Consider the following 13,733-nt stretch of genomic DNA (forward strand, 5'->3'; position numbering starts at 1 on the left):
GCTCCAGCCGGCTCTTTTTCGGGTCCATTGCCAGGCAGGTGCGTTGGGGTAGTTGAGCTAAAAGGCGGCCTAAAGTAAGTTGATTATCAGTTGTTCAGCTTGATATAAAAGCGGATATACCCTATTTTTATCTTCTCTCGACTTTACCTCAACACCCGCTCGTTCTATGAAAAATATTGGCATTCTGGGCTCCGGCGTGGTCGCTACCACCCTGGCCGATGGGTTTATCGGCCAAGGCCACACCGTGATGCTGGGCACCGGCCACCCCGACAAGCTGGCCACCTGGCAGGCCAAGGCCGGCTCGGTGGGGCGCGTGGGCAGTTTTGCCGAAGCCGCCGCCTTTGGGGAGCTGCTGGTGCTGGCCGTGAAAGGCCACGTGGCCATGCACCTGCTCCGCACGCTGGACGGCAGCACCATGGCCGGCAAAACCATCTTGGACGCCACCAATCCCATTGACGACGTGCCGCCGAAAAACGGCGTGCTGCGGTTCTTTACCAACTTCGACGAGTCGTTGATGGAAGAGTGCCAGCAGGCCGTGCCCGGCGCCAACTTTGTGAAGGCCTTCAATAGCATCGGGGCGGCCGTGATGGTCAACCCCGACTACGGCGGCGAGCGGCCCACCATGTTTATCTGCGGCAACGACGAAGGTGCCAAATCGGAAGCGGCCGGGGTGGTGCGCGCCTTCGGCTTCGACCCCGAAGATATGGGCGGCGCCGAAGCCGCCCGGGCCATCGAGCCGTTGAGCATCCTCTGGTGCATTCCCGGCTTCCGCGCCAATCAGTGGACGCACGCCTTTAAGCTGCTCAAAAAAGCATAAGCCAGTTCACCGGTTCGCCATTCGGACTCGCCGTTAGGCAGAGCGCAGCGAACTGAAGGTCAGCATGGCCAAGCAACTCGCTCGCGCCGTCTGTCATGCAGAGCGCAGCGAAGCATCTTCTCACGCTTGAATCGTTCAGCGGCGATAAGATGCTTCGCTGCGCTCTGCATGACAGGCGGCACGGACAAGAGGCGCAGGCAAGATGCTTGGCTACGCCAACCTTCGGTTCGCTGCGCTCTGCCTAACGTTTAAACTGATTAGTGCAGCGGCCGCTTCTTGATAATGCCGCCTTGGGCGTCGTCGATGCCGTATTGCACGATAAATGCTTGCGGGTCGAGGCGCTGCACTTCGGCCCGGAGCTGCGGCAGCTCCAGCCGCGTGACGACGGTGAAGATGATGTCGCGCTCGTGGAGCTGGTCGCCGCGCCGGCCAAAGCCCGACTTGCCCTGGTACACCGTGACGCCCCGCCCCAAGCCTTCGGTAATGGCCAGGCGGATGGCCTCGCTCGCTTCCGACACGATGGTGACGCCGGTGTACTGCTCGATGCCGTTGAGCACGAACTCCATCACACGGGCCGCCGCGAAGTAGGTCAGCATGGAGTACAGCGCCGGCTCGGTGCCCAGCACAAAGACCGCCGCGCCAAAAATCAACAAGTTCAAAATCAGGATAATGTCGCTGACTTTGAGCAGGACCAAGTGGCGGCTCACCAGCAGGGCGGCTATTTCGGTGCCGTCGAGCACGGCGCCGCCGCGCATGGCCAGGCCAATGCCGGCCCCGATGAATACCCCGCCGAAGACGGACGTGAGCAGCAGGTCGGGGGTGACGTCGGGGAAGGGCACAAAGGCCAGCACCAGCGCCAGCCCCCCGATGCCCAAGGCGCTGCGCAGGGCAAACCGCCGCCCCATCTGCTTGTAGCCCAGGGCCACAAAGGGCAGGTTGATGGCCAGGATAAAGGCGGCCAGCGGAAGCTTCAGCGCCGCTGCCAGCAGCATGGAAATGCCCGTGACGCCGCCGTCGATAAAGTGGCTGGAAAGCAGGAAGGCCTTCAGGCCAAAGGCAGCTGAAAACACGCCGGCAATAATGAAAGCCGCGTTCTCCCATTCGGAGGCGGGGCGGTTGATGGCTTTGGAGGCGTTCGGCATAGCAGACAGGTTCGGGATGAGGCCCCTAAAAACGGGAAGTGCAGCACCGGGCCGGCGCTGCACTTCCCGTTTTTAAGGCGAGCAGCTAGCCCGCAAGCTAGCCTTCCTGCGATAAAATCAGCACGGAATACGGCGCCAGGCCAAAGCTGCCGTGCCAGCCCAGCCCGTCTTGCTCGCCTTCCTCGGCATCGACGCCGAAGCTGTCGAAATCGCTGAAATCGCCGTCGTAGCCTTTCCAGTCGCTATTAAACCGCACCTGCCAGTGGCCGGGGCCGGGTAGGCCGATGGTGTAGCCGTCGTAGCCCTGGTTGGCGAAATTGGCCAGTACCACGGTGGTGTCGCCGGGGCCTCCCTCGCCGGCCTGCCGGGCAAACGCCACCAGCTTGGCCTCGTTGTTTACGTGGAAGACGTGGGTGTGCTGCCCGCCCAGGCCCCGGGTTTTGCCGCCCAGGTTGCGCCGCAGCCCAATCAGGTCGCGGTAGAGGTTTACCAGGCCGCGGTGCTCGTCCACGCGCTGCCACTGCAGGGGCTCGGCGTCGGAGAAGGCGCCATCAGCCAGAAACTCCTGCCCCTGAAACAGCATGGGGATGCCCGGCGCGGTGAGCACCAGGGCCGCGCCCAAGGTGGCGCGCTTTTTCGGGAACCAGTGGGCGGCGTCGCCGGGCATGATTTCCTCCGGCACGCGGCTCTTGCCGTTGGCCACTTCGTCGTGGCTTTCGGTGTAGATGACGCGGCGGAAGGCGTTGTCGTTGTAAAGCTGGCCCAGGGCCGCGGCCACGGCCTCCATGTCGCGGTCGGCGTCTTCCTGAATGGTGAGGGCCTCGCGGATGGGGTACACGAAGGAGCCGTCCCACTGCGAGTCGAAGCCCTGGCCGCCGTTGCCCACCGTTTCGGTGATGCTGGCGTTGCCGCGCAGGTCCTCGGCAATGGTGATTTTCCAGGGCATGGTCTGGTCGATTTCCTCGTTAATCCAGCGCATCAGGCTCCAGCCGTCGGCCAGGTCAGCGGCCGGGTCGTCTTCGCCGTGCACGTTGCGAATGAAGGCAATGGCATCGGCCCGCAGGCCGTCGCAGCGGTACTCGTTGAGCCACATCAGGGCGTTGTCGCGGATGTACTGGCGCACTTCGGGGCGGCCGTAGTCGGGGCGGTTGTGGCCCCAGGGCGTTTCGGCGCGCCAGTCGTTGTAGAAGTAGATGCCGCCGCCGTCGTTCTCGCTCCAGCCATCGAACTGCCAGAGGTCGAGGTCGCCGGGGCCGAAGTGGTTGTACACCACGTCGAGTACCACCGCGATGCCGTGGCGGTGGGCCTGCTTCACCAGTTCCTTGAAGGCGATGGGGCCGCCGTAGTCGCTTTCCAGCGCAAACGGATGGGCGGGGTTGTAGCCCCACGACCGGTCGCCTGGAAACTCGGTGGCGGGCAGCAGCTCAATGCAGTTGATGCCCAAATCGCGCAGGTAGGGCAGCTTCTCCACCACGTTCAGAAAGGTGCCCACGCTGCTGGCATCGGCCGCGTTGAACGTGCCCACGTGGAGCTCGTAAATTACCAGCTCGTTCCAGCTCGGCATCTGAAAGTGGTCGTCGCCCCAGTCAAAACTAGAATCGAATATCACCGAGGAGCCGGCCGAGTGGGTTACCTGGCGGGCGTAGGGGTCGTTGCGGTCAAACTCCTGGCCCGCGCGGCAGAGGTGAAACTTGTACTCGTCGCCGGGCTTGGCCCCGGCCACGTCGGTGGCCCAGTAGCCGTTGCCTTCGGGTTGTAAAGGGTTTTTCTTCGGGGCCCAGTTATTAAACGTGCCAATAACGGCCACCTCCTCGGCGTGCGGGGCCCACACCCGGAAGGTGGTGCCTCGGGCGTGGGGAACGGCGCCCATGCCCGATTGCAGGGCGGCGGAAGAAAGAGAGGGCGCTTTTTTGGAAGGAGCTTTGGGGGCAGCTTTGGCGCGAACAGGAGCGGAAGCGGAGGAGTGGGGCATTAAATAAACGTGAGGCCACCGCCGGCGCAGCCGAAGATGCGGCTGCTGCCAGGCGGCAGTTAACTCAGCAATACGCAACTGCTCACCTTTCGGCCAAAAAGCACGGCCTGATTCGCTTCAAACCGCTGTTCTACTAATTGGTTGGGCCCAATTCCTGCGTTGGGCCGGCACTAGCGCCGGCTGGCTGCTGGTGCACGTCCAGAAGTCTTTCAAGCAGGCGGGATGAGGCCTGGGATTGATAAACCGGGGGCAAAAAAATGGGCGGCGCCCGCCGATAATTTTCGCCGGCGGTGAGCAAATTGGGCTGTTCGCGTGTTCTTTGCCCATTGTTTAGTCGTTTATAGAAGCATGCGCCGTCCCAAACCCGTTATTTTTGGTCTTTATGGCTGGTCGCCCGAATACGGCTTCCGGTATATCCACCCCGCCAACCGCCGTTCGTTTGAGCTGCTGGAGCCGGTGGGCAAGCTGTTTGAGAAAATCAGCGAAGACGAAGAGGGCGAGTGGGTCACGATTCGCTACGACGAGCAGCAGTTTCTGGTGCGCCCCGAGCTGTTCAAGGAAATCTACCACAAGCCCAAGTTCAGCTTCGGCGACTCGGTGGAAGAAGTGACGCCGCAGCCCGGCCAATACCGCCACTTCGGGCACGTATCGGACGTGTTCTGGAACGAGTCTACCGACACGGCTACCTACCAGATAGTGGAGCGCAAGCGCAAGCTGCCGCGCATTTTCACGGCCGCCGAGCTGCGGGCTGACTAGGCGGAAGTTGGGCCGTTGGTAAAGGGCAAGCCTTATAGAACCTCACCCCTGTGCGCTGCGCTTTGCATTACGGTTGCAGTGCCTTTACGCCCAGTCTTAAACACCCCTAATTCAGCCCAACGGCGATGCCCACGACCACGCTGGCGATTCCCAGCGCGAGCAAGCCCAGATACAGTGGCCACACAAATTTGAACCACTGGTCGAAGCGCACGCCGGTGGCGGCGAGCATGGCCATGAGGGTGCCGTTGGTGGGCGTAATCAATTCGCAGAGGCCCGCGCCGTACTGAAAAGCCAGCACCATAACCTGGCGGGAAAGGCCGATGAGGTCGGAGAGGGGCGTGAGCAGCGGCATGGTGAGCGTGGCCTGGCCGCTGCCGCTGGGCACGGGCACGTGCAGGGCGGTTTGCACGCCCATCATGCCCAAGGCGGCAAACGCTACCGGCAAGTGCGCCAGGGGCGTGGCCAGTCCTTGTACAATGGTATCGACGATGTTGCCCTGGTCGAGCACCACGAAAATGGCCCGCGCAAAGCCAATGAGCATGGCCGAAAACGCCATGTCGCGGAAGCCTGTCACGAAGCCCTCGGCCGTGCCAGTCAGGCCGCGCCCGCCCAGCAGGCCGGCCGCTACGCCCAGGGCCAGAAATAGCGCGCCCATTTCCTCAAAGCCCCAGCCCTGCTGCACCACGCCGTAGGCAAAGAAGCTGAAGGCCACCAGCATCAGCAGCAAGATGAGGCCGTGGCGCCCGGAGCCTGCGGCATCGGCCTGCAGGTCCTGCGGGGTGACGGCCACCGGCACGCGGTTGCGCTGGGCGTGGCGAATGGTGCCCCAGAGCCAGAAGCCGAGGGCCGGCACCAGAAACGCCATGCGGTAGCCACCGCCCGAGAGCAGCGGCAGCTGCGCCAGTTTCTGGGCAATGCCCACTTGAAACGGATTAATGGGGCTGAACGAGGCCCCCACAAACGCGGCGCCCGCGCTGGCGGCCACGGCCGTGAGCGCCGGAAAACCCAGCCGCCGCACCAGCACCAGCAGCACCGGCACGAGGGCAATAATTTCTTCGCCCATGTTTTCGAGGGCGCCCATGGTGGCAAACAACAGGCCGATGAGCGGAATCACGAGCACCTCGTGGCCCTGGGTGCGGGCCAGCAGCCAGTCGACGCCGTGGCGCAGTGCCCCGGTCTGGTCGACTACTGTGAACGCCCCGCCGGCCAGGAAAATAAGGAACACCACGCCCGCTGCATCGGCCAGACCTTTAGGGATATCCACCAGCATGTCGAGCGGACCCACGGGGGTGGCCGGCACGCGGTGGTAGGAGCCGGCCACCACCACTTCGCGCTTGGCCACGGGGTCCTGCCGGCGGTCGAAGCGGCCGGCCGGCAGCACGTAGCTCAGCACGGCCGCCAGGATGATAAAGCCCACCAGCAGCACCAGCGGATGAGGAAAGCGGAAATCATTTAACATTTAACAGTTATCATTTAACAAGCAAACCAACTCGTGAGGAACTTCGCCGGGCCTGTTATTTTTAGGGTTCAGTTGGCGGCAAGTTAGGACGACTGGCACCGGCAAGGCCAGTCGAGCTGATAAATGCTAATTGTTAACTGTTAAATGACATGACCATCGCCGCCTTCAAAGCCCTGCACCAGCGCTGCCAGGCCGAGCACCTCGCCCGGCACGGCCACCGCCTGGCCGAGCGCCAGGAAGACAGCTTCGACCTGACGCTGTATGCGGTGGAAGGCTTTTATGCCGAAATCTGGCGCAGCCGCGGCGAGGAGGCCATCCTCTTCATCCACGTCTTCCAGAAGCCCTCGGGCCTCGGCGACTACCTTCGCCTGGTGCAGCTTCCGGGCAACCTCTGAAGTCCTTGCGCCGCCCCGGCAACGCCGCCGTTGGGCTAAAAAAGAGAAGTACGAATGCGTGGCTGGTGGTTACTTATTGCCCTGCTGGGCCTTGCCGCGCCCGGGGTGGCCCAACCAAGTAAGGCCCCGCGCATTCCCGAGGAGTTTGGCTACCGGCACCTGGTGGTGATGTTCGGCCGAGACAGTGTGGACGTGCTGGTGCTCTCGAAACCAGGCGAGGAGATGCAGAAGAAGCCGCTGCTGCTTTGGGTGCAGGGCTCGCTGCCCACACCACTGGTGCTCTACGACAAGCGGGGCGCCTTCCCGGTCTTCCCCTTTCACCCCAAAGCGGTGCAGAAAACCTGCCACCTGGCCATCGTGGGCAAGCCGGGTATTCCCCTCACCGCCGACGTGGAAGGGCGCAATCCCAATCGAATGTTCGGCGAGACCACCCCGCCGCCGTACTACTGCGCCCGCAACTACCTCGGCTACTTTGTGCGGCGCGACGTGGCCGTGCTGCGCTATTTCAAAAAACAGCCCTGGGTTGATAAGGCGCACGTGGTGGCCGCTGGCCACTCACAGGGCAGCACCGTGGTGGCGCATCTGGCCGCCGTGCCGAGTCTCGTGAGCCACGCCGTGTACCTGAGCGGCAACCCGTTGGGCCAGCTCATGTCCATGCTAAGCGAGAGCCGGCAAGCGGATGACTCGGTGGCCGCGGCCGCCACCTTTCAGCGCTGGCAAACCGTGGTGGCCAACCCCACGGTGGCCGACTGTGTGGGCGACGACCCTCGCAACACCTTCGGCTTTGGGGCGACCCCGCTGCCGGTGCTGCTGCGCGCGAAGGTGCCCGTCTTCGTGGGCTACGGCACCCGCGACCGGGGTGTGGCCGGCGACGACTACCTGCACCTCGAGACCATTCGCCTGCACAAAACCAACTTCACCTTCCGGGACTACCCCGGCCGCGAGCACAACTTTTTTGGTTTCAAAAACGGACAGATTAACTACGACGATTTTTACTGGGACAACGTCGGCGACGACTTTCTGCGGTGGGCCGGGCTCTTGGCCCCAGCTACGAAATAGCGAATCCGCCATAATCGATTTCTGGCGAACTTACCGGCCATGAAACGACTGATACCCTTGTGCTTTGCGCTGCTCAAGTTCGTGTCGGGCTACTTCCTCATTAGCCCGGGTTACGACCTGCAGCGCGACGAATACCTCTACCTCAACCAGGGCCTGCACCTGGCCTGGGGCTACCTGGAAGTGCCGCCGCTCATCGCAGCGCAGGGCTGGCTCACGCTGGCGCTGGGCGGGGGCGAGGGCTGGGTGCACTTCTGGCCGTTTTTGTGGGGTGCCGCCACGGTGTACCTAGTCGGGCGGCTGGCCCAGCGGCTGGGCGGCGGCTGGTTTGCCCAAAGCCTGGCCTGCACCTGCTACCTAGGTACCGGTTTTGCCCGGCTCAACATCCTGTTTCAGCCCAATTCCTTCGAGGTGTTTGGGTTTATGTTTTGCCTGTACTGGCTTGTGCGCTTTCTGCAGGAGGGGCGGGCGCGCTACCTCTATTTAATTGGAATTGGGCTGGGTTTGGGCTTGCTCAATAAGTACACCACGCTGTTTTTCATGGCCGCGTTGGGCGGGGCGCTGCTGCTGCTCACGCCCAGCCGCCGGCTGCTGCTCAACCGCCACTTCTGGGGCGCGGTGGGGCTGGCCGGGCTGCTGTGGCTGCCCAATGTGCTGTGGCAGCTGCGGCACGGTATCCCGTTTTTGCACCACATGGCCCTGCTGCACGACAGCCAGCTGGTGCACGTGGAAGCCGCCGGCTTTTGGAAAGACCAGCTGCTGATGTGCGTGGCCGCCAGCTGGGTGTGGATGCCGGGGCTGCTGGCCCTGCTGTTGGGGCGGACGTTCCGGCCCTACCGGGCGGTGGGCTGGGTGGCGGTGCTGGGCGTGGCGCTCCTGGCGGCGCTGCACGGCAAAAGCTACTACGCCCTGGGCTACTACCCCGTGCTGTTTGCCTTCGGGGCGGTGTGGTGGGAAACCCGGATAGCCCAATGGGGCGAGCTGAGAAACTTCCGCTGGAAAACTGCCCTGCGGCCGGTGCTGGTGGTGTTGCCGCTGGCGTTTGTGGTGATGTATCTGCCCCTGATGTTTCCGGTGCGCAGCCCCGCGGCCATGGCCACCCTGCACGCCCGCTACGCCCACCTGGGCGTGTACCGCTGGGAAGACGGCCGCGACCACCCCCTGCCCCAGGACTATGCCGACATGCTGGGCTGGCGCGAGCTGGCCGACAAAACCTGGGCCGCCTACCAAACCCTGCCCGATTCGGTGCGGGCCCACACGCTCATCTCCTGCGGCAATTACGGCCAGGCCAGCGCCATCAATTACTACAACCGCACCCGCCCCATGCCCCGGGCCAGCAGCATGAACGGCAGCTATCTGTTCTGGTACCCGGCCCTGGACCACTGCCAGGCCGTCATCATCGTCGACGACGAGCCCACCGACGAAGTGGCCCCGCATTTTGCGTCGTTGCGCCGCTTTGGCGCAATCGCCAACCCCTATGCCCGGGAGCAGGGCACGGCCATTTCCATTGGTCTGCGGCCCGATAGCGCCATCCGGGCGCAGGTACGGCAGGAGTGGCGCACCAGCATGGCCGCTTGGGAGGGCCAGCCGTGAGTTCCTGGGCCCCGCCAGCTAGGCCAGGCGCGCAGCCGGGGCGGCGACAAACGGAAACTGCTGCAGCGCTTCCCAAGGCCCGCCGCGGTAGGCCCACAGCTCCAGGCCCGTGCCCACGGCGGTAAAAGGGGCAAAATCGGTCTGCAGGTCGGTGAGCAGCTGCCGGGCGGCGGCTGGGTCCACCTTGTTTTGAATGGTGACGTGGGGCTGCAGCTTTTGCTGGTCCTGGGGCGTGAGCTGGGACCCAAACGTGAGCTGCAGCCGCCGGTGCAGGGCCAGCAGCTCCTCGTTGTGCAGCGTGAAAGCCACCCCGCGGCCCAGGGAGCGCAGCCCCGTTACTTGCAGCGGCAGCGCGCTCTGCAGCTTGCAGCAGTCGTGCAGCTGCTCGCACACGGACGCCAGCTCGGCGCCGGGCAGGTGGTGAAAGAGGGTGAGGTGGGCGGCCAGGTAATTGATTTTGGGCGGAAAGTGCTGGCGGCGCAAGGCGTTGAAGTACGTGTGGGCCGCGTCGTCCAGCATGAGCGTGAGGATGAGCGGTGCGTTGTCGAAGTCGGGCATGGGGCAGAGCAGAGTCGGAGCAGCTAGGCGTACGGAAACCACGCCACAACCGCTGGGTCGGCTTGGCGCAATGAGCTGACAATGAAAGGCGTATGCGAGGATTAATTGTACCGAAAATCAGGGAATTACCTCACTTTTCGAGGACTTAATTTCCCTTGAAAAACGTTGGAAAATATCCGTCACCAATGCCTTTACATGCTTACTTCCGGCGCCCTCGTTGCCCTTTCCGATACCTTGCTTACTGACCAGCCGCAGCCTGCGGCGGTCCCGCGCACCCACTCGGCCAAGCTGTGGCTGCCCCAGCGGGTGGTGTTCACGCCCGATGCCCTCGACGAGGAGTTTGGCCAGCAAATCCTGGCCCGCGTCTCGGCCCAAAACCTGGAAGTGGAGCTACTGAAAAGCAACCGCCTCACCGGCCTGCGCCAAGACGACGTGCGCGCCACCTACCGCACCGCCAAAAACACCCTGGCCGTGGTGAAAGCGCCCGCCGGCGCCCTGCGCCTGCAGCCCACGCCGCCCTCGGCCGACTGGCAGCTCAATCTGGCCGAAGGCTGCCCCGCGCACTGCCAGTACTGCTACCTGGCCGGCTCGCTCAGCGGCCCGCCCGTGGTCAAGGCCTTTGCCAACCTGCCCCAGCTGCTGGCCAACACCGCCAGCTACGAGCAGCCGGGCCGCGTGGTAAGCTTCGAGGCCAGCTGCTACACCGACGTGCTGGGCATCGAGCACCTCACCGGCAGCCTGGCCGAGGCAGTGCGCCACTTCAGCACCCGCGAGGGCGCCCAGCTGCGCTTTGTGAGCAAGTACGACCACATTGGCCCGCTGCTGGGCCTGGCCCACCACGGCCGCAGCCGGGCCCGCTTCTCGCTCAATGCCGAGCCCGTGGCCCGGCGCCTGGAAGGCGGCACGGCCTCAGTCGGCGCCCGGATTCGGGCGCTGCGCCAGCTGGCCTTGCCCACCGGCCAAGGCGGGGGCGGCTACCCCGTGGGCGTGGTGCTCGCGCCCATTATGCCCATCCCCGATTGGCAGCAGCACTACACCGAATTGCTCGACCGCCTGCAAGCTGCCCTGGATTTCGACTGCGACCTAACCGTGGAATTCATCACCCACCGCTTCACGCCCGGCTCGAAAGACGTGCTCCTGCAGTGGTACCCCAACACCAGCCTCGACCTGGCCGAGGAGGGCCGCGCCGTGAAGCGCAACAAGTTCGGCGGCCTCAAATACGTGTACCAGCCCGAGCAGATGAAGGCCATGAAAGCGTGGTTTTACACGGAGTGGCAGTGGCGGTTTCCCAACGCGCCCGTGCAGTACTGGACATAGAGTGAGTGTAGTAAGCTGAATAGCGTCTGTCATCCAGAGCGCAGCGAAGGACCTTATCACGGTTGGAGCAGTAATTACTTCAAGTCGTTCTTCGGTGATAAGGTCCTTCGCTGCGCTCTGGATGACAGATGGCGTGCAGTGTGGCAGTTGAAGAAGGCAGGGGCTTGAAGTCTCCTACATTTATCCCATGCTTCCTTACACTCTGGTTATTCAACACGCCGCGCAGGTGCTTACTATGGCCGGCGGCTCCGCCGAACGCCCATTAGCGGGGCCCAACCTCAGCAGCTGGACCATCATCGAACGCGGCTACGTGGCTTGCGTGGGCGATAAAATCGTGGCCGTGGGCGCCATGAACGAGCTCAACCTGGCCCACATCGGCCCCGAAACGCGGCTAATCGATGCCACGGGCTGCGTGGTGATGCCCGGGCTGGTAGAGTGCCATACGCACCTCGTATTCGGTGGCAACCGTGCCGATGAGTTCGAGCGCAAGCTGCGCGGCGAATCCTACCTCGACATTCTGACCAGCGGCGGCGGCATTCTGAGTACCGTGCGAGCCACCCGTGCCGCTTCCGAAGCTGAGCTGCTAGCCAACGCGCTGCACCACCTGGAAGGATTTCGTCGCTACGGCATCACCACCCTGGAAGCCAAGAGTGGCTACGGCCTCGACCGCGACACGGAGCTGCGCCTGGTGCGCGTGGCCCGCGAAGCCGGGCACCGGCAACCGGTGCGCGTAGTGCCCACTTTTCTAGGCGCGCACGTGGTGCCGCCCGAGTTCAAGGAAGCCGGGCCGCGGGCGTACGTCGATTTTATGCTGCGCGAAGTGCTGTCGGACCTGAAAGGGGAGGCGGCGTTTGTCGATGTTTTCTGCGAGCAGGGGGCTTTCCCGCTGGCCGTGGCGCGCTATTACCTGGAGCAGGCCCACAAAATGGGCTTCGGCCTGAAAATTCACGCCGAGCAACTGCACGATTTGGGCGGCTGCGAAATGGCCGCCGAACTAGGCGCCACCAGCGTCGACCATTGCGACTACCTCACGCCTGCAGCGGCGGCCCGCATTGCCCAGGTGAGCCAAGGCCGCACGGTGGCCGTGCTACTGCCGTTGGTGCCGCTGTTTCTGCGGCAAAGCCAGTATGCGGCTGGCCGGGAGTTCATCGATAATGGCCTGCCGGTGGCGCTGAGCACGGACTTCAACCCCGGCTCGTGCCCCAGCAAAAACCTGTGGCTGGCCTTGTCGGTGGCCTGCCTGAAAATGGGGCTCAGACCCAAGGAAGCCGTGGCCGCTGCCACCCTCAACGCTGCCTGGGCCATCGGCCAGCAGCACGACTGCGGCAGCCTGGAACCCGGCAAGCGCGCCGATGTGCTGGTGCTGAACGTGGGCAGCGTGGCCGAAATCCCGTACTGGCTGGGCGAAAACCCAGTGCGCGACGTGGTTATTGGCGGCCAGTGGTAGCTGATTGAATTAATTAATGGAACGTCAGAACGATGTAGAGACGCCATACTTGGCGTCTCGTTGTAGGCGCCTTCAGAACGTTACTTCTCACATGACTACTGAAGCGTTATCGTTCAACGACGAGACGCCAAGTATGGCGTCTCTACATCGTTCTGACTAACTCAGATAGCTGCTTAGAGTTGGCGGATGCGCTGCACAATGTCGGCGGCGGTCAGGGCTTGTAGGGTGGGCGTCACGGTGGAGTTAGGCTGGACGGTAATGCGCTGGGTGCCAAAGTAGAGCTGGCCGTCGCGCTGCTGTAGCACCACGGCTACCACATCGGCTCCCATGGGTAGGGTGCACTGCCAGCGGGTAGGCGCGGAACTGCCCACGTAGGTACGTGCCAGGGCATTGAAGCCCACCGGTCGGAAAAACACATTGGTGTAGCTGTTGCCCCCTGCCGGAACGTCTACCCCCACAACGGTGCGGGGACTGGTCTGGTACGCATGCCAGAACTGGTCAAGATTCCAGTTGGCGATGGAATCGAGTGGGAGCGCAGCTTTGAAGAAGCCTGCTGTGGGAGGCACCCGCGTCCCGTTGAGCTGCCACCCCGAAGTGTCGGCAGCGGTGCCCGCGCCCACAGGGGAGGCCCGCCGCCAGAGCATCATCTGCGTAGTGTCGAGACCAGCCATGGGTACGGGCGAGGTGAGGGTGAGGCGAGGCGGCACCTGGGGCATCTGCGGCGAAGAGCCGGCCATGCGCAAGCGGCTGGTGCCTTGCCACACCTGAATGTTGAACTCGCCTCCGGATATGAGCATCTGCCGGGAGGAGGTCGAGGTGGGCAGATTGGCCAGTATCATGTCGGCCACGGTATAGATTTCGCGCACCTGCAGCTCGGCTTGTCCCGTGGCGACGGTGCCGTTGGGCAGCAGGAATACCCCCGCGCCGAAGGCCAGCGAGGCCCCGCCGCGGGTACGCAGGCTTTGGGCCTGGCCGAGGTCAAAGGCAAAGGTTTGGACGGCGGGCGAGGCGGCCCGCAAATCGGCAAATGGGACCGTCGGTGTCGGCTGAATAGCCGGTACCGGCGGGCCACAGATAATCATGTCGTCTTTGCGGCAGCTGGCCAGCAGGGCTACGCCCAGGCATGCGAATGCAAAATGCTTCATAGCTAGTAGTCGGGATGAAAAAAGTGGATAGAAATACCACCCTGTTGCGCACCTTCGGCCGCTGGCCAGCCAGCCG

At 63.6% G+C, this 13,733-nt stretch carries 12 protein-coding genes; 7 read left to right on the forward strand and 5 right to left on the reverse strand.

Annotated features, from left to right (window positions below):
• The first annotated feature begins 166 nt into the window (after positions 1–166).
• Complete coding sequence (locus AUC43_RS11585) at positions 167–817, forward strand: NADPH-dependent F420 reductase (RefSeq protein ID WP_068193449.1); 651 nt, start codon at positions 167–169, stop codon at positions 815–817.
• A gap of 257 nt (positions 818–1,074) precedes the next feature.
• Here the strand turns inward: AUC43_RS11585 and AUC43_RS11590 are convergent, their stop codons facing one another.
• Both AUC43_RS11590 and AUC43_RS11595 read right to left on the reverse strand, forming a co-directional pair.
• Positions 1,075–1,959 carry a YitT family protein gene (locus AUC43_RS11590; RefSeq protein WP_068193451.1) on the reverse strand — a complete coding sequence of 295 codons (885 nt, stop codon included), beginning with the start codon at positions 1,957–1,959 and terminating at the stop codon, positions 1,075–1,077.
• Positions 1,960–2,056: 97 nt separating this feature from the next.
• Positions 2,057–3,931, reverse strand: coding sequence for an alpha-amylase family glycosyl hydrolase (locus AUC43_RS11595; RefSeq protein ID WP_233253994.1), 1,875 nt, complete (start codon positions 3,929–3,931; stop codon positions 2,057–2,059).
• 348 nt (positions 3,932–4,279) lie between these two features.
• Between AUC43_RS11595 and AUC43_RS11600 the strand changes: the two genes are divergently transcribed.
• Positions 4,280–4,687: a DUF6960 family protein gene (locus tag AUC43_RS11600; RefSeq protein WP_068193457.1), complete on the forward strand. Its 408-nt coding sequence runs from the start codon at positions 4,280–4,282 to the stop codon at positions 4,685–4,687.
• Positions 4,688–4,793: 106 nt separating this feature from the next.
• Here the strand turns inward: AUC43_RS11600 and AUC43_RS11605 are convergent, their stop codons facing one another.
• A complete protein-coding gene (locus AUC43_RS11605) occupies positions 4,794–6,146 on the reverse strand; it encodes a YfcC family protein (protein WP_068193460.1) in 1,353 nt (450 codons plus the stop codon).
• Between the two features lie 149 nt (positions 6,147–6,295).
• Between AUC43_RS11605 and AUC43_RS11610 the strand changes: the two genes are divergently transcribed.
• Genes AUC43_RS11610 through AUC43_RS11620 form a run of 3 tightly spaced genes read left to right on the forward strand, consistent with a single transcriptional unit; the run spans position 6,296 to position 9,190 of the window.
• Positions 6,296–6,541, forward strand: a complete 246-nt coding sequence (locus tag AUC43_RS11610) for a hypothetical protein (protein ID WP_068193464.1) — start codon at positions 6,296–6,298, stop codon at positions 6,539–6,541.
• A 54-nt stretch (positions 6,542–6,595) separates the two neighbouring features.
• The gene (locus tag AUC43_RS11615; RefSeq protein WP_068193468.1) at positions 6,596–7,600 is read left to right on the forward strand and encodes a dienelactone hydrolase family protein; all 1,005 of its coding nucleotides are present in this window, start codon (positions 6,596–6,598) and stop codon (positions 7,598–7,600) included.
• A gap of 39 nt (positions 7,601–7,639) precedes the next feature.
• Complete coding sequence (locus AUC43_RS11620; protein WP_071885893.1) at positions 7,640–9,190, forward strand: ArnT family glycosyltransferase; 1,551 nt, start codon at positions 7,640–7,642, stop codon at positions 9,188–9,190.
• Between the two features lie 18 nt (positions 9,191–9,208).
• Here the strand turns inward: AUC43_RS11620 and AUC43_RS11625 are convergent, their stop codons facing one another.
• Positions 9,209–9,748, reverse strand: coding sequence for a 2'-5' RNA ligase family protein (locus tag AUC43_RS11625; RefSeq protein WP_068193473.1), 540 nt, complete (start codon positions 9,746–9,748; stop codon positions 9,209–9,211).
• 195 nt (positions 9,749–9,943) lie between these two features.
• Here AUC43_RS11625 and AUC43_RS11630 point away from each other — a divergent pair, with 195 nt between their 5' ends.
• On the forward strand, positions 9,944–11,065 hold the full coding sequence (locus AUC43_RS11630) for a spore photoproduct lyase family protein (RefSeq protein WP_233253995.1): 1,122 nt from the start codon (positions 9,944–9,946) through the stop codon (positions 11,063–11,065).
• A gap of 187 nt (positions 11,066–11,252) precedes the next feature.
• Positions 11,253–12,512, forward strand: a complete 1,260-nt coding sequence (gene hutI, locus AUC43_RS11635; RefSeq protein ID WP_068193475.1) for an imidazolonepropionase — start codon at positions 11,253–11,255, stop codon at positions 12,510–12,512.
• Positions 12,513–12,685: 173 nt separating this feature from the next.
• Here the strand turns inward: hutI and AUC43_RS11640 are convergent, their stop codons facing one another.
• Entirely contained in the window at positions 12,686–13,657 is a 972-nt protein-coding gene (locus AUC43_RS11640) for a hypothetical protein (RefSeq protein ID WP_068193478.1), read from the reverse strand.
• Positions 13,658–13,733: the final 76 nt, after the last annotated feature.

Origin of the sequence: Hymenobacter sedentarius, from assembly GCF_001507645.1 — a bacterium.
Lineage (GTDB): Bacteria > Bacteroidota > Bacteroidia > Cytophagales > Hymenobacteraceae > Hymenobacter > Hymenobacter sedentarius.